The organism is Streptococcus lactarius, assembly GCF_016642265.1.
In the GTDB taxonomy this organism is placed as follows: domain Bacteria; phylum Bacillota; class Bacilli; order Lactobacillales; family Streptococcaceae; genus Streptococcus; species Streptococcus lactarius.
The window spans coordinates 147,889-165,957 of the sequence record NZ_MRXX01000007.1; the positions used below are offsets into that span (position 1 = coordinate 147,889).

Sequence of the window (18,069 nt, forward strand, 5' to 3'; positions counted from 1 at the left end):
CTTGCTCGACAATCCAAAGAAAATTGAGAGGCTAGGACTTTTGTCCCAACCTCTTCTATCTGTTTTACGAACAACTAAGCCTGCACCATCAGCATATAGAGAAACAAGGATAGCAGAAAGACAATACTAACCGCAAGGGTCGCAAGCTTAAGTCCGCGGTGAGACCGCCAATAGCTGGGTTTCCCGAGGTTGCTGGTTGCATCCGTTGAGAGCGATTGTTGTTGGCGAGGCTGCAGGGTGATAAGGACCACCAAAGCAAGTGACAAGAGGGCGATCCCGATCGCAAATACTATTTCCATATCAGGATCCTCCCAAAACTCTAAAGAGTGTAAAAATAACTCCTAGTAAGATCACCAAGCCGATGACCACATTAAAGGTAACATTGATCTTTTCAGAACGGGTTGTTTTTTCTTTCTCGACAGGACGGCGTTTGAGCGACTCCATCCGTCCTTCAACTTCTTTGTAAAATAAATCTTTCTTTTGATCACTCAACTTGTCCACCGATCCCTTCTAGCAAGTAGGCCTTGAACTCAGCTGGGTCGATGCTACTAGATTGGCTAATTTGTTGGGCCACTGCTTCTTTATAGCGATCGACTGATTGGTAAATTTCTTTGATACGAGCGACTAGATCTGCTTCTTTTCCTTGCTCAAAGATATTGGCCTGTGCCAGGTAAGTGCGGTCATGCACGGTATGGCTAAAGGCAAGGATAACTTGCTGGTGCTCGAAAGCCTTACGGACAATACCTTGAACCTCTGCATAGTGATTGATATCCAGATAAATACTGGAGATCTTGAGCAACTCTTGGATCCGCTCTTGGCTGATATTTTGGTAAAGAACGACATTTGGGTAACGGACCATAGACAAGAGGCTGGCAGACATTTCTGTCAAGGCCGCCACACGGAAGGTCACATCTGGCAAGGATTCTACTAGATAGGTCAAGGCTTCGATCTGATCCGAATTGGTCAAGACAAAGGCATCTTTGCGGATATCATCCTTGACCTTGAAATCATACAAGTAGCCAAGAGGACCAAAGGAGGCGTGCTGGTCTTGCGAGGTCAACTGGAGAGCACGATGGTAGGTCGCATTTTGCGGAATCAAGATCTTCTTGGTCCTGATTTCTGGGCTCTTTAGAATCAACTGCATATTGCCTGGAAGGCTGTCATGAAGTGGTTCTTGCCACACCAAGACGTCGCGACCTTTGATGCCTTTATTGCCCAACTGAAGGCTAAGGCTAAAGGAGGTAGCAAGGGTATTGTAGACCAAGCCATCCAGATTAAAACCACGATACTCTAGATAAAAAACGAAGTAATCTATGCGATTCTTGAAAATCCGCATGGGTTGATTAGCCAAGGTCAAGATCAGATCCCCTGTTTGATGATTTTCTGTCAAGCGCTCGGTATCCCCTTCAAAGTATGTCGTCACTAAGGGGTGTCCTTGTGCATCACAGGTTGTGACGGCGATCTTGCGACCGTATTGGTCATAGCGCTCGATCATCACCACTTGCCCTTTGTCATCCAACCATTCCACGCTTTCAACAATGCGCTTATAAGAAGCTGCATGGTAAGCAATCCGAGCCTTTTCTTGGCCGTAATAATTCACTTTACCACTACTATTATCACCAGAAATTTCCCAAAAATCAGGAACTGGAACTTCATTAAAGTAGCGACCGCGCTTCTCCCCTTTTGGCTGGCCTAAAAAATAGAGAAAGGGCGATTCGACCCCATCGGGCAAGAAACCATTTGGCTCCAGGACAACCGTCGGATGGGTAAAACCAGACTCCTGCATGGAGTGGAGCAAATCCTGGCTTTCACGAGAATAAGTATCAAATACGTTCAGCATGTGTCACCTCTTCTATCAATTGCGTCCAAGCTTCTTCCACTCGGCTAGTCAAAAAGTCTTCTGCACGCGCATAAGATGCTTGACGCATGCTGGCTAGATCATCTTTCTTGTAGAGCTGGATGATTTTTTCAGCAAAGGCAGTAGCAATATGATCCACCACTTGGTCAGCTGAAGGTGGGATGAGATAGCCATTTTTACCTTCTGTGACAAAGGTTTGGTTACCATAAGGAACGTCAAAACCGATAATCGGAAGACCAGAACCAATCGCCTCCATCAAGGTTAAACCAAAGCCCTCGCTGGTCGATGCGGACAGATATACTTCATAGTTCTTATAAATTTCCTCTAGATTGGCATGCCCTTTGAGGTGGATATAGTCTGCCGCCCCCAATTCATCAATCAGAGAGCGCAACTTACCTTCTTCTCCACCTTTTCCATAGATGTCAAAGAACAATTCTGGCAATTCTTTTTTGGCCCGAACCACTGCTCGTACCAACCAGTCAATATGCTTTTCTGTTGCCAAACGAGAGGCTGTAATCATAGAAAATGGGGTGCGATTTTCGTTTTGTGGCAAGCTGGCAAGACTTCCTACCGGGATGGTATAGATGGCCGGCCGATGCTTGGTGTATTTAGCAAACTGTTCTGTTAAGATTTCTTTTTGACGATCAGTCGCAACAATAAAGAAGTCCACCTTATCGGCATTGGTGAATTGGTAGTCATAATAGTTATTCCACAAGATATACTGATCATCAACACTATTGGCACTAAAGTGTTCGGCATGGACCACCACACCCAGACGGGCTTTTTGCGCCTCTTCAAAGATGGGCTGACCGATATTGGTTTCGCGATCCAAAATCACCAAGTCCTGTTTGGTCAGTTGCAGAGTCTGCATGAAATAGCGGATCAATTCTTGGCGCCCAACAATGTAGCGATCTTTAAAACGATAGATTTCGCGCCCATCCGCTATCTGCATGCTGTAGGCAACCGTCCCATCTTCATTGTAAAAGCGGCGCTCAATCAAGTTGGCTTGGTTGTTCTTAGGAATGAAGTACTCCGTACAATAGCGGGTATAGGAGAAATAATCCTTTCTTACCAAGATCCCTCTAGACACATACTCACAACGCTCTACAAAAGGACTGTTTTCTGCGCGCAGGTAGCAGGTCAAAAAGTTGTCCTGGTCCTCATAAAAGAAGCGCTTGATCTTACCATCGACTTCTTCACGAGTCGGTTTTCCGGCAAATCCCGCTAAGACCTGATCAAGGGTATAGGTCGTTGGCGCAATTTTTATATCTGTAAAATAGCTATAGAGCCAGATGATTTCATCATTTTTAAAACCGATATTTTCTGTTAAATGCTGGATATTATCGGCTAAGATCATATCCATAAAAACAAACTTGGCTGGTTGATGGATATTGCGTAACAACTGGGCACGGTAGGCCTGGGCGTATTCGACACCACTGCTGGCCCAACCGATTCCAAGGTTGATATTGTATACTGTCATAATGTCCTCTTTTATGGGAAATGCAAGACGATTTCCCCTTTAGTATTGATTTCGACGCGGCTTAGTAGAAGATTGCGGACCATTTGTCTTTTGGCTGCCTCTTTCATCCGTTCAAAGGATTGGTAGGCTTCTTGGAAAAATTCTACCAAAGGATTTTTCTGACTGGTGTATTGACCAGACAGAGCCATCCGCAACTGTTGCAAATAGTCGACCTGCTCGACCCAGTTTTCATCGATGGCTTTTAGGATGGCCATCCGTTGGAATTGCGCGATCACCTCATCGGTCCCTAAGACCTCATACTTGGCTTCCAGTTCGCTTTTAGCAAGTTCCCACAAGAAATTTGCCTTCATATTTTTACTTCTAAAGGTTTGGCGCGCTTTTTGAGCATCGACTTGGTAACTAACATTGTCCAAAATATAGCGGTAAAATGCTACAGGATCTTTGTAATCTTTCTCATTGGCTACACTAGTAAATACGGAACGAAGGGCTTTTTCAACAATCGTATCCAAACGTCCTTCTTGCTTAATCAAGCGGTCACGTTCTTCGTAGACGATGGCACGCTGAATGTTCATACTTTCCGCAAATTCCAGCGTCATCCGACGACTGGCCTGACCAGAGCTTTCACTAGCATTTTGAGCTCGTTCCACCAAATTTTTATACTTGCGTTTGGTCAGGGCCTTAGTAGCCCCAATGCGCTCTTCCACATCATAATCTTGATAGGTATCCTGGATCCAGTCTGGCCCCCAGTTTTTCATCAAATCGTCTTCTAAAGAGACAAAGAACTTGGTCAAACCGGGATCTCCTTGGCGGCCTGAGCGCCCACGAATTTGAAGGTCAATCCGCTGGTTCATCATCCGCTCGGTTCCGACAACCACTAGGCCTCCTAACTCAGCTACTCCAGGTCCCAACTTGATATCGGTTCCTCGACCGGCCATTGAGGTCGCAACCGTCACGGCTCCTTTTCGACCAGATTCCTTAATGATTTGGGCCTCACGAGGAGCATTGTTGGCATTAAGCAGATTGTGAGGGATCCCTTCGCGCAAGAGAAGATTCGAATAAAGAATTGACATCTCAACCGATCCGGCAAAGACCAGGATCGGATTGCCCTTTTCGTGGACTTTCTTCACATAGTCCAAGGAAGCCACGATTTTTTCCGGCAAGGTTTGGTAGATTTCATCCGGCAAATCCTTACGGATTTTCCTGCGATTGGTTGGAATCTTGATCACTGACATGGCATAGGTATCAAGAAACTCTGCTTCAGCGACCTTCCCAGTCCCTGTCATGCCTCCTAACTTTCGAAACATCTTAAAGAGGTTTTGATAGGTAATCGAAGCCATGGCCCGTGTTTCCTGGGTTAGCTTGAGACCTTCTTTGGCCTCAATCGCCTGGTGGAGCCCTCCTTGCAAGCGAGTCATTTCCATCAGACGCCCCGTTGCCTGGTCTAGCAAGACAATCTCAGGTTGTCCTTCGACATTGGGGTGGATGACATAGTCCTTGTCCTTAATAAAGTTTTTATTGGCCTGCAAGGCTAGGCTGATATGGCGGACCAAGTCACGGTATTGGGGGTCATAGAGGTTGGGAATAGCAAGAAAGGCTTCTGCTGCATGAGCTCCTTTTCGAGTCAACCAAACCCGTTTCTTTTCTTCGTCAAACTTGAAATCTTCCCCCTCCTTGAAAGTCTGGATCAGGGTATCGATAATTCCATACAGGTTGGATTGAACACGAGGAGAACCAGAAATAATCAAGGGTGTCTGAGCACTATCTAGAAGCACCGAATCAATCTCATCGACAATGGCGTAATTGAAGTCTGCCAAAAATTGGCCATCGACAGAAGCCGTCAGGTTCTCTGTTAGATAGTCAAAACCTAGGCTAGTATTAGTCGTATAAATGACGTCTGATTGGTAAATCTCGCGTTTGACTTCTGGATCTAATTCTTCGTCTTCTGACTGTTTCAAAGGAACACCGACGGTCAAACCTAAGAAACGATAGACCTGTCCCATCTCTTCTGCATCCCGAGTTGCCAGATAGGTATTGGTCGTAATAACCATGACCCCTTTGCCCTCTAGGGCATTGAGATAAACTGGCATAGTCGCCGTCAAGGTCTTTCCTTCACCGGTATTCATTTCAGCGACATTGCCCTGGTGTAGGACGATTCCTCCCATGACTTGGACGTCATAGGGAAACATGCCCAAGACCCGCTTATCGGCCTCCCGTGCAACCGCAAATGCTTCCGGCAAAAGATCATCCAAGGTCTCGCCCTCCGCTAGACGTTCCCGAAATTCCACAGTCTTCTCCTGCAATTGCTGATCCGTCAAGTGGGCGATCGCATCCTTCCAGCTATTGACTTCTTTTAAGATTTTTTTGATGTTTCTTAATTTAACGTAATCCAATGTGATCCTCTTTTTTTGCAGTTTTGTTCGTCTATTCGAGAACTTCTGCTCCCTCAGACGATATTGGTTGAATAGTGAAATAGTGGAAGGTAAACTCTTGCAAGCCTGCACTAAGCAAGCGTACTTCGTAGGCGTAGGCTTGGTCTGGATAGGTGAAGGACAAGCAGCCTTCTGCGGTTACGCGACGGCCAACGATCTCTCCAAAGCGATCTTTGAAGATGATTTCTACCATCACGGTATGAGCGGGATTTGCTTCGATCTCGATTGCCAGTTCATAGCCCTGCTCTCTTTTGAGCAGGGGCAGACTAGGAATTTGACGCGTCGCACCAAAATTTGTCTGCGAATGCCAGGTTTTCAGCACTTGACCAGATGGCATGAGGGGATTCTGAAATTGAACGCTACCTTGGGCAGTCGCCTGAATGGTCGACCCCCAAAGATAATCTGCTAAAACTGTATCGCCCCAGTAGATCCGTCTACTTTCATTTTCTTTCATTTTTATCATTGGTTTCTTCCAAAGTCTCTTTCCATGATTTCATTGTACTGAGTCATAAACCACTCAATGATCGGAGCACTCGCATCATTGTGCCGACCGGCACGACTGGTACTAATAATCCGAACCGGCAATTCATATAAGGTCTCTAAAATATCTGGATAGGCTTGCTTGTCGTAGTCATCATCTCGCATATAAGCAAGGGCTAAAATCGTATCCTTAAAGTCCGCCTGTTTAAATCGGTCCCAGAAGCGTTGATTGAGCTGATCAATCCCTTCTTGTGACACTTGACCGATGATCAACTGCATCATATCTAGAGACGTTCCAAACTCATCTGGACGTCTAAATTTCAGGTTGGCAGCGACATCTCCAAGGTTGACAATGGGTTTACCGACTAGGATAGCATGTGGACAATACAGAGCCCCATAGTAAAGGGCACCAAAGGTCCCCATGGACAAGCCAGAGAAATTCATTTCTTCCGGTCCAAAACCAAGAGAATGCAAATGATGATCAATAAAGGCAGTGATTTGATTTTCCAACTCTTCTGAGCCCATATAGAAGGATCCACCTTCCAATCTTGGATCCGAAAAGAGAATAAAGGGACTACCCATGGCACGCATCATCCCAAATCCTTCAAATCCTTCGGCTGGACGATACCCAGAAAAGTAAATGTTTAAAGGTGGCTTCATATCACCAGGATGGAAATAAGCAAAGACCTCTTGGCGTTTGTGGTCCCGAAGAGTCTGTGCTCCTACTGTCATGCCTCCTAGAGGGCCATGGGACAGGCGCTTGTGTAGAGCTCCTATCGTAAGCATCCCTTCTCCTTTGGCTTCCAGCGAAAAGGCTAGATAATAAGGCTCTGCTCCGTCTAATTCCAGCGGAGTTTGCATCTCTTCTTCTGAAAAGACTGCATCTTTGACCCACTCTCCCAGAGCACCAAAGCGGTAAAATTGGATCCGCAATTGCAGTTGACAGCTAGGGTCTTTTTCGTATTCCAACCAAAAATTGATGGGACGGCTAGCATCATACACATAGTTGTAGACCCACTGGACAATCGGCGTAAACTCCTCGCCATATCGGCCATCTAGCTTAAGAAAATGTTTCCCCAGCACCGTTTGCTGACCAGCAAAATCAGGTCTCACTCGCAGATCACTAACCGTAAAGGCATCTCCATATTGATTATCGTATAAAAAGCGATCTAAGACATAGAGAAATTGATGCTTATTTGAGAAATCCCAGGGTCTTGCTTGCTTGAGACTTAAAAGGTGGGCCAATTCTTCAGAAGGGGCCTCTAGCTGATGGCTTTCATCATAAAACACAGTATAAGGCTGGAAGTAGGTCAGGTCTTCTCCTAGAGCCAACAAATCTTCTGGATTCTCTAAGATCAAGGCTTTAAATTTAGAGATTTCCTCTTCTTCCATATAGTCTTTGAGTGATGGAAGAGCAGTGACTTGAAAAAAGTGCCATCCAAGTCCAGCAGGAAGCTCCACCTGATCCTGCCAGCTACTTGAGCCGATTTGGAGAATATGGGTTAATTGTTGTTTGTTATCCATGACGTTCTCTCATCCATCCTTCCCATTTCTCGATCAAACGTTGACCCGCGTATTCTTGAATTTTTTCGATCGAGTAGACCAAGGCTTCATTCCAAGGCTTCAATTCCAATAAGAAGTGCGTAACCGCCTTTTCTAATTCCTTGTCTCCCTTAGATAGGACATAACCATTTTTCAGATGATCGACATACTCTGTCTGGACGCGGTTGACTTGAGGAATCCCCGCAGAAATCCCTGCAATCTGCGTATAGAGGTTGGGCTCCTCGCTTAAATCTACAATCAAACGTGTTTTTTCCAACTCTTGAATAATGTCATTTTCATTTGAAAAATTCTTAACCACAAAACGGTAATCCGGCTCGCCTTGTACAGATTCTTCATCGATGATCTGGTTTTCCCCAAGACCTTGTATTTGAGCAGGTGATTGAAGCAGATGCAAGTCCTGCTCACTAGCAATCAATTCCTCAAGTTGCCCTTCTAATTCTTTCACCCTCTCTGGTGAACCATTATAAAATGCAAAAACGACTTCAAATAAAGGGTATTGCGACAAAATTTCTAGAATATTTTTAAGCTGTTTCTTGCTTGGAAGCTCGCTTTCATTGACATAATAGTAAATCTTTGATTCCTTGCGCTCCTGACTAGAACCCAAACGGAGACGGGAGTCAAAAGAGGTAATCCGGTGCGTCTTTTGAGCCAGGCTAGGAGAAAAAACCGCAATCGCTTCTTTGGTTTTTTCACTATCTGTAATCAAGAGCTGGGCATCTATCATATCAAAATAGAGGGCAAAGTTTTCAGCAGATAAGGGCTGACGATCTCCATAGAAGGACAAGACTTTCTTAACTCTACTCGCTGTATCTTGTAAAAAAGTCAAATTTGCTGGATGTGCTGCCACCACCAACTGATCTCGTCCTGGAACCAGAGTCAACAGCTGTTCCTTCATTTTTTCAGCGACAACTTCTCCCATATTGGAATAACTTTCTTTTTTGAAGGCAGGAAAGAAAGCTTCATTGACCATAACAGATTGGTTCTCTTCGATCAACATTTCTCTCAAAATCCATTGTCCATCAAAACTCAAATACTCTTGAAAATAAGGTTTCTCATCTTTATAGTAAACTCTACTAGAGATAAAACCACGGTCATCTAAATATTCGACATAAAGGGTTTCACCCTCTTTATAACGGGTTAGGGTAAGGATATTCCCATCTACTCCCATATCAATTTTTGCTAGGCGTTTACCTTTTCGAAATGCTATTGCCAAAAAGGGAGTATAAGAAAAAGTTGTCTCACTCGGCCATTCGATATCTTGAAGCTGGACTGGGCGCATAGCCAAATCAGACGGAACCTTTTGGATCCGATCAAAAATCGAGAGCACATCTGTCTCAAGTAAATCTTGACGGTGTAAAAAATAGCGCAACTGAGGACTATAGTGAGGCAACAATAAGATCCGATCCATTCCTGCTTCTTGAAAAATACGAACTTGATTAATGGTATCGTCAAATTCAATGGATTCTCGCATCCAGTACCAAGGGGTAGCTGTTTGCTGCCAGATGCGGTCCGTTCCATACCAGGCTGGTACAAAATAATACATAGTTACTCCTAGAATATTCTTGTATAACGTTGATTGACGCGAAGGGCACGAATTTCTTCTCGGATATTGTAAATCATTCCGACAAACATAAGGAAGGTCCCTGGGATCATGGTCAAACGTAAAAGATCCTTATCCCATAGCAAGATTGAAAAAGGAAGAGCGGTAAAGAGAATCAAATACAGAGTTCCAAAAACAGTCAAGCGTAGCACAATTTTATTGATATAGCGACGTGTGTCTGCTCCAGGATAAATATAATCGATATATTCTGAGGCCTTCATCATTTTCTCTGCAATTTCTTCTCCATTCACATTGACAAAAGCAAAGGCAAAAGAAAGAATTGCAATGACAAAAATATAAAGAAGAATCCAAATTGGGTCTCCCATTACCAAGTGCTTGGCTAGCTGGGCAGCCCATTTAGCATTGGAGTCCATAGACAAGATCAAAAGCATAGCGTACTGAGGAATAGACACCAGGGTCATGGCATACATAAAAGGCATACCTCCCGCAGGATTGATCTTGATATCCAAAAAGGTATAACTTTTAAGGTTGTTATGAATTCCTAATTTATTAACAGGGATTTGATACTTGGAATATTCCACTAAAACTGCCACATAGACAAAAATCAAAAGGAAGATCATACCCAGAATATAAGCGATCTCTGGGATATTATTGACACTTGAAAGGGTCTGCACCACGTCTTCTGGAAGGTACATCACCATCCCAGCCATCATGATCACCACAGAACTTCCGAGCCCCAAAGCAGCATTTAGATCAGATAACCAAACTAAAAAGAAGGCTCCAGCCACCATAATCATAGTATTGACCGCAATGACAAGTCCCGAATCCAGATCGGTTTTTAGAGGTAAATACATGGCCACCGCTAAGGACTGGACAATAGCGAGCACCAAGGTCACATACATCTTTCGACGCTCCACAATCTCTGAGCTGGTTTTTTCGAGGTTAAAACGTTTTGAAACGGTAAACATCCGCCACAAAATCATGGAAGACATCCAAGGGGATAGACCGATCGAAAAGATCGACATTCCGCGGAGATTTCCCCCCATCACAGCGCTCGAGAGTTGTAAACCAGTTGTTGTTCCCTCATTGAGCCTCAAAGCCTTTGATAAGTCCACAAAAGGCAGGGAAATTTTACTTCCCAAAACATAAATAAAGACGAAAAATATCGTCCAACAAAATCTCTTCCCTACTTCAGATCGTTTTAACATTTCTTTTAAACTTTCTCTTACTCATTTTGACCATTTCACTGGAAAAACAGCCCTTAAATATGTGTTTATAAAGTACATTATCTCAACTTATTTTACCATAATTCGCTTATTTTCTAAACTTATTTGTCACTAATCCTTAATATTCTAAAAAAATTATGGTCTTGGTACCGTATTCAATAAAAAATTCTTCAGATTTATGTCTGAAGAATCCTTTTTTATTCTATTTATTTCCCTAGAGCCACAATACTATCAATAAATAATTTCTTTGTAAAATAGCCATTGCGGATCAAATAAGAAGTATATTGAGCCTTTTGAACCATTTGGGCATACTCTTCTTCTGTGCAGTCTTGAACCAAACGATTAGCTTCTTCAAGACTGGATGCTACAAAGCCGATCCCTTTTTCTCGAATATAGTCTGCATTTGACAAATAGTCTGGCACGACTACCGGAAGACCTGCGGACAGATAAGTCGATAATTTGTAGGAAATATTTTCTTTGTAGTAATCCCGCTCATCCTCAGGATTCTCTGAATTTCCCCAGACAAGCCCAAAACCACCCTTAGAAAGTTCCAAAAGCAACTCTTGCTTGGTCCGCCAGCCTTCAATATGGACCTTAGAATAATCAACTCCTTCAACTGGTTCGGTATAGACATGAAGGGGAGTATCATATTTCCAATCGATGATATGAGGGAAACGCGAAGGATTACCTGAGAAGATCAACTTTTTCTCAAATTGTGGAGTGTAGAGTTCCAAACTGTGGGTCAAATCCCACAACTTTTGGACCACATATTTTTTAACTGTAAGCCCTTCTGATACTAGACGATGGTACATCTGTTCTGATGGGACAACAACAAGGTCGCTCTTATTATACATCTCAATATAAGCAGGCATGAGATAATAATTGCTTTCAAACATGAGAGGTGGGACATCATGGATGAACATGACGAGTTTCGTTTGAAGGAGTTTTAACTTATCCACCAAACGATTATCCCACTCAATTCCGTTCCAAGAAGGTGATTGAACGAAGACAATATCCCCAAAAGCTACACCTGCTAAAATACCGTCCATCCGTGAACTCAACTCACCATCCGGTTCATTCGTTTGATCATAAAAATAGATTCCAAGTTCATTGACCCCAAGTTCACGAACCACATTCATAATATCATTTTGCGCCATTAGAGCAACACTTTGCGAAGGTTGCCCGAATAAATTTGTAAAATGGATTTTCATTTCTTCCCTCTAACTCTTCTTTTTGATCTATATTCGTAATTTCACATAGTACGGATAGAGTTTCCTTGTCTATATTACTTTACTGAAAACTTCCTTGTCCATTATAACATATTTTAAAACTTCTTAAACTTTTTGAATTCATAAAAGACCGGTAATATCCCGGTCTTTATTCATGATATTTCATACCTTATTTGCTATCTTTTTTCCGGATTCCTAAAAGGGCTAATCCAGAAAGAAGAATGGAAACTCCTGTGGCAAAAATACCAGACGAAGCCCTTCCTCCTGTCTCTGGTAGAGAAGGAGCAACCTTGTCTTGGCTAGAAGCCAGACGTGCTGGTTCAGTCTCGGTCTCAGAAACTGAGTGAGACAAGCTAGAGGAAGCCATTACCGGTTCCGTAGCAGACCTTCTGCTTGAGAAGTTTCTCGCATAAGACACCTTGACAGATCTTGAAACAGGCTGTGATTCGGATTGGTTAGCAGACATTAAAGCTTGAACTTGTGACTCAGATTGGCTTGCGGAAGCTAAGGCTTGAACCTGTGACTCAGATTGACTTACCGAAATCGAAGCTTGGACTTGTGACTCTGACTGGCTTACCGAAACTGATTCTCGAACCTGTGATTCAGATTGACTCGCTAAAATCGAGGCTTGAACCAACGATTCTGACTGACTCGCTAAAATCGAGGCTTGGACCAACGATTCTGATCGACTAGCTGAGATTGAAGCTTGAACCTGTAACTCAGATTGGCTGGCTGAAATCGATTCTCGGACTTGCGACTCTGACTGACTCGCGGAAATCGAGGCTTGAACCAACGATTCAGATTGACTTGCGGAGGTCGAAGCTTGGACCAACGATTCGGACTGGCTTACTGATGTTGAAGCTTGGACTTGCGACTCTGACTGACTCGCCAAAATTGATTCTTGAACCAACGATTCGGATTGACTCGCTGAAATCGAAGCTTGGACTTGAGATTCGAATTCGTTTGCTAAAATCGAAGCTTGAACTTGTGAGTCAGATTGACTCGCTGAAGTCAAGGCTTGAACTTGCGATTCAGACTGGCTGGTAGAGATTGAAGCTTGGACTTGGGAGTCAGATTCGCTTGCGAAAATTGAAGCTTGAACTTGTGAATCAGATTGACTTGCTGAAATTGAAGCTTGTCCCAACGACTCAGATTGACTTGCTGAAGTTGATGCTTGAACCAAGGATTCAGATTGGCTCACTAAGGCTGATTCAGAAATTTTCTCGCTCATCGAAGTAAATTGAGACAAAGAAACAAGTTGAGAAACTACTTCCTTCGATCCAACAGCGGATGTTGACTGCGATTGGGACAAGGAAGTCGATTTGGACGCCACATCAGATAATGATTCTGACTGACTTGCCGAAACCGATTCTTTAATTGATGATTCGGACTGGCTGGCAGAGATTGAAGCTTTAATTAACGATTCTGATTGGCTGGCTGAAAGCGAAGCTTGGACCAGCGACTCTGACTGACTCGCGGAAAGCGAAGCTTGAACCAACGACTCTGATTGACTCGCTGAAGTCGAGGCTTGAACTTGCGATTCAGACTGGCTTGCAGAAATTGAAGCTTGGACTTGTGACTCTGATTGACTTGCGGAAATCGATTCGCGGACTTGCGACTCTGACTGACTCGCGGAAATCGAAGCTTGAACCAACGACTCAGATTGGCTTGCTGAAATTGAAGTTTGAACTTGCGATTCTGATTGGCTTACTAAAATCGAAGATTGAACTTGTGAGTCAGATTGACTTACCGAAAGTGATTCTTGGGCTTGTAACTCAGACTGACTTGCGGAAAGTGATTCTTGAGCCAACGACTCTGATTGGCTTGCTGAAATCGATGCTCGAACCTGCAACTCAGACTGGCTCACTGAACGTGATTCTCGGACTTGTGATTCAGATTGACTTACTGAAATCGATTCTTTAACCAAGGATTCCGACTGACTTGCGGAAATTGAAGCTTGGACTTGGGATTCAGATTTGCTTGCGAAAATTGAAGCTTGAACTTGTGAATCAGATTGACTTGCTGAAATTGAAGCTTGTACCAACGACTCAGATTGACTTACGGAAGCCGAAGCTTGAACTTGTGACTCTGATTGGCTCGCAGAAACCGAAGCTTGTACTTGCGACTCTGATTGGCTCGCAGAAACCGAAGCTTGGACTTGCGACTCGGATTGACTCGCTGAAATCGAGGCTTGAACTTGTGACTCTGATTGGCTTGCTGAACGTGATTCTCGGACTTGTGATTCGGATTGACTCGCTGAAATCGAGGCTTGTACTTGTGACTCTGATTGGCTTGCCGAAATCGATTCTCGTACTTGCGATTCGGATTGACTCGCTGAAGTCGAAACTTGAACTTGCGACTCTGACTGACTCGCGGAAATTGATTCTTTAACCAACGACTCTGACTGACTTGCTGAAATCGAGGCTTGTACTTGTGACTCTGATTGGCTCGCAGAAACCGAAGCTTGGACCATCGATTCTGATCGACTAGCTGAGATTGAAGCTTGAACCAACGAATCAGATTGACTTGCTGAAGTCGAAGCTTGAACCAACGATTCTGACTGGCTTACTGATGTTGAAGCTTGAACCAACGACTCAGATTGACTTACCGAAACCGAAGCTTGGACCATCGATTCTGATCGACTAGCTGAGATTGAAGCTTGAACCAACGACTCTGATTGACTTGACGAAATCGATTCTCGTACTTGCGACTCTGACTGACTCGCTGAAGTCGAGGCTTGAACCTGTGACTCTGATTGGCTTGCTGAAAGCGATGCTCGGACCAACGACTCTGACTGGCTTGCCGAAACTGATTCTTTAACTTGTGACTCTGACTGACTTGCTGAAGTCGAGGCTCGGACTTGCGACTCTGATTGACTCGCTGAAGTCGAGGCTTGAACCAAGAATTCTGACTGACTTGCGGAAATCGAAGCTTGAACCAACGACTCTGATTGACTCGCTGAAGTCAAGGCTTGAACTTGCGATTCGGACTTGCTGGCAGAAACCGATGCTTGTACTTGTGACTCTGACTGACTCGCTGAAGTCGAGGCTTGAACTTGTGATTCGGACTGGCTGGCGGAAACCAAAGCTTGTACTTGCGATTCGGATTGACTCGCTGAAACCGAAGCTTGAACTTGTGACTCTGATTGGCTTGCCGAAATCGATTCTCGTACTTGCGATTCGGATTGACTCGCTGAAGTCGAAACTTGAACTTGCGACTCTGACTGACTCGCGGAAATTGATTCTTTAACCAACGACTCTGACTGACTTGCTGAAGTCGAGGCTTGTACTTGTGACTCTGATTGGCTCGCAGAAACCGAAGCTTGGACCATCGATTCTGATCGACTAGCTGAGATTGAAGCTTGAACCAACGACTCAGATTGACTCGCTGAAGTCGAGGCTTGAACTTGCGATTCAGATTGACTTACTGAAATCGATTCTCGTACTTGCGATTCGGACTGACTTGCCGAAACCGAGGCTTGAACCTGTGACTCAGATTGACTTACGGAAGCTGAAGCTTGAACCTGTGATTCTGATTGACTTGCGGAAATCGATTCGCGGACTTGCGACTCTGACTGACTCGCGGAAATCGAAGCTTGAACCAACGACTCAGATTTGCTTGCCGAAACTGAAGCTTTAACCAACGATTCGGACTGACTTGCTGATATTGAAGCTTGCACCAACGACTCAGATTGACTTACAGAAACCGAAGCTTGAACCAAGGACTCTGATTGGCTCATAGAAATAGATCGTGATACGAGCACTGTAGATTCGCTTGTAGAGACAGATAGCGATAAGGATTCAGAAGATTCACTCACTGCCAGCGACTGATTTTTTGAATTAGCTTCTGACTGTGATCGAGAGGCAGACTCAGAGGTTGGTGACTCACTCTCTGAGATAGACGCTGAAGTCGAGAAGCTTTGCGATTGTGAGGCAGATTCTGACGGTGTCATTCTCCGATAATAATAAGTGGTACTGATTAATGGGTATGGGACTACATATTTTTTGATTGTTTGTTTGAAGTTAGAGAAGCCGTCTGCTCCGTGAGGCGTCGCATCCTCTCCTACAATCATGGTTGAATTATTACTAACAGACGGTGAGCTTGGAAGTTCCGTGAATGGTTTTGGAACTGTATATTCGACCCCTGTTTTCTCATCTGTATAAGTAATCGTCTCCTTAGTAGAGAACCATCCCGTAATATCCAACTCTAAATGTTGTTCATCTATCCGTCGTGGTGTCACATTCAGGAAGTAATCCTTGTTTTGACTTTCAACCCTACGGGTTCCACCTAAATCAGTAAGATTATCCGTACGATCCTGATTAAAGTCTTTTTCATAAACAAGTGTATAAACATTAGTCACTTGAGTATTGCCTAAATCACCACTACTAACATCATGAATTTTAGAAGGATCTAAAACATAGTAGCGAAGTGAATAATCACCATTCTGATTCAACTGGACAACTTCACTTTTAATGAAATGCTCACGCGCAGCACCTAGTAATTCAATTGTTGACTTTCCATTCTTACTATTATCAAATACCCCACTTTTCCAATTTGGAGATATATTTCTTGCTGCAACTTGTACGTAACCTGGGAATTCGCGCGGATTTGAAGCCGTATAGTGTTGACCTTCCAACCCATAGATTTTATACTCCATTAACGCTCTTTCTCTTCCCGTTGGTTGGTACTCTGTAGTGTAGGGATAAGCATAGGGATCAACTTCTCTATAAAATGTTGATTGTTGCCCTACCATAGAGGGAATTTTGATACGAGGATACGTTAGAATTAATTTTCCTTGATTCGAAGGCTCCATGACATCATAAATACTCCGGAACAAGACAGCTTGATCCGGAATAAATTGCGTCACAATTCCAAAGGTCGCGTTATCTTCAGAAGGTATCGAATTGTAAACCCAGTTTCCAAGTGGAGCTTCACCAATCAATACTTCTTTTGGTAGTTGGATCTCTTCTCCCGTTCTACTTGGAGATACTGTTTGTGAAAAAATCTCTGCCCCATCTGATTTCCGAACAATACGGAAATAAACATCCATTCCTTTATGTTTGTCTGGGGCTATTTCACTGGTATCAATCGACATAGTCGCATAGTAACCGAGCGAGTTCCCTTGTTTATTTACAAATTCCCAAATTCCAAATGTATAGCGATGCAAATAGGGGTTATCTGCATACATTTTAAGTTCTTCAGGTGTAAGCTTTAAAGCATCTTTATCAAGATGAGGATCTTTAAGATAACCTGGTGTATCAAGAGTGGGGTCTTCTACACTGGCACCGTTTGGATCATCTGGATTGGGTTTTATATCTAAAACATCAGGTGCAGTATAGACTTCCTCATAAATTGGAGACAATTGAGCTGAGATAGCTGGCTTCCCATTTACATTGGAATTTCCTACAAAGCCTGCAGCTGTTAAGGTGGTCATCATCTCATCAACCGCTTTGCCCAAGCGATCGCGTTGCTCGGCATAAGCTTGCGCACTGGCATTAGTATGGACCAAACGATAGCTAGTCGCTACTTCCGATTGTAGCTTATTAATGACTGCTTCCAAAGCTACCTTACGCTCAGGCACTGGTAGCTGAGCAGCGTATTTTCCTGCGATTTGTTGGAGTAAATCTGCTTCAGAAGCGTTTTGTTCCAGTAGGGGAGCTTCATCTGTAGTCGCTGGTTCATCTACCGCAGATTCTGAAGCTAGAACTTGTGTGGATTCACTAGAAACACTTGCCAAACTGGTAGATTCTTGCCCACTGATGGAAATAGAAGTCGATTCACTCATAGAGAGCGAACGGCTAGCCGTTTCAGAAAGACTGGTAGAGGTTGATAGGGAAGCAGAGGCAGAATCTAGCGAGGATGTCTTTGAAAGAATGACGCTATCTGCTTCTGCCAATGTCTCTTGTTTGGTTTCAGACACAGTTGGGGCGAGAGATGCCACTTCTTCTGCTTGAGCCATCGTAGCCACAACAGCTCCTCCAAATACAGTCCCAACAGCAACCAAACCTTTTAATAACTGTTGGCCCTCCTTATGAAGACAACCGCCATCTTCTGGAACTTCGGCAACGATCATCTCCTCTACTTGCCCCCGAACCACACGAAAGAGTCCTAGAGCAGCAGTTGATGCCCGAAGCCAATTTTTACCTGATTTGATTAATTTAAAGCGAACGATACGATCCGTTTCACGAAAGTCTCCCTTTGCACGCTTAAATTGCATGATATACCCCTTACATTGTAGTCATT

At 43.9% G+C, this 18,069-nt stretch carries 11 protein-coding genes; all 11 read right to left on the bottom strand.

The features are described 5' to 3' along the window. Nucleotides 1-74: 74 nt before the first annotated feature. Nucleotides 75-299, bottom strand: a complete 225-nt coding sequence (asp5, locus tag BTU61_RS06145; protein WP_200772792.1) for an accessory Sec system protein Asp5 — start codon at nt 297-299, stop codon at nt 75-77. A 1-nt stretch (nt 300) separates the two neighbouring features. Beyond that, on the bottom strand, nt 301-501 hold the full coding sequence (asp4, locus tag BTU61_RS06150) for an accessory Sec system protein Asp4 (RefSeq protein WP_420853796.1): 201 nt from the start codon (nt 499-501) through the stop codon (nt 301-303). After that, nucleotides 485-1,840: an accessory Sec system glycosylation chaperone GtfB gene (gene gtfB / locus BTU61_RS06155; protein ID WP_200772793.1), complete on the bottom strand. Its 1,356-nt coding sequence runs from the start codon at nt 1,838-1,840 to the stop codon at nt 485-487. Before gtfB ends, asp4 begins: the two co-directional genes overlap by 17 nt. Next, nucleotides 1,824-3,338, bottom strand: a complete 1,515-nt coding sequence (gene gtfA / locus BTU61_RS06160) for an accessory Sec system glycosyltransferase GtfA (RefSeq protein WP_200772794.1) — start codon at nt 3,336-3,338, stop codon at nt 1,824-1,826. Before gtfA ends, gtfB begins: the two co-directional genes overlap by 17 nt. A gap of 11 nt (nt 3,339-3,349) precedes the next feature. Next, on the bottom strand, nt 3,350-5,734 hold the full coding sequence (gene secA2, locus BTU61_RS06165; RefSeq protein ID WP_200772840.1) for an accessory Sec system translocase SecA2: 2,385 nt from the start codon (nt 5,732-5,734) through the stop codon (nt 3,350-3,352). Between the two features lie 25 nt (nt 5,735-5,759). Next, nucleotides 5,760-6,230 carry an accessory Sec system protein Asp3 gene (asp3, locus tag BTU61_RS06170; RefSeq protein WP_200772795.1) on the bottom strand — a complete coding sequence of 157 codons (471 nt, stop codon included), beginning with the start codon at nt 6,228-6,230 and terminating at the stop codon, nt 5,760-5,762. After that, the gene (asp2, locus tag BTU61_RS06175) at nt 6,227-7,771 is read right to left on the bottom strand and encodes an accessory Sec system protein Asp2 (RefSeq protein ID WP_200772796.1); all 1,545 of its coding nucleotides are present in this window, start codon (nt 7,769-7,771) and stop codon (nt 6,227-6,229) included. The genes asp3 and asp2 overlap by 4 nt, the downstream gene beginning before the upstream one ends. Continuing rightward, complete coding sequence (gene asp1, locus BTU61_RS06180) at nt 7,764-9,353, bottom strand: accessory Sec system protein Asp1 (RefSeq protein WP_200772797.1); 1,590 nt, start codon at nt 9,351-9,353, stop codon at nt 7,764-7,766. Before asp1 ends, asp2 begins: the two co-directional genes overlap by 8 nt. A gap of 8 nt (nt 9,354-9,361) precedes the next feature. Next, entirely contained in the window at nt 9,362-10,579 is a 1,218-nt protein-coding gene (gene secY2 / locus BTU61_RS06185; protein ID WP_200772798.1) for an accessory Sec system protein translocase subunit SecY2, read from the bottom strand. Between the two features lie 224 nt (nt 10,580-10,803). After that, complete coding sequence (locus tag BTU61_RS06190) at nt 10,804-11,808, bottom strand: sugar transferase (RefSeq protein WP_200772799.1); 1,005 nt, start codon at nt 11,806-11,808, stop codon at nt 10,804-10,806. A gap of 187 nt (nt 11,809-11,995) precedes the next feature. Then, entirely contained in the window at nt 11,996-18,043 is a 6,048-nt protein-coding gene (locus tag BTU61_RS10325; RefSeq protein ID WP_200772800.1) for an accessory Sec-dependent serine-rich glycoprotein adhesin, read from the bottom strand. Nucleotides 18,044-18,069: the final 26 nt, after the last annotated feature.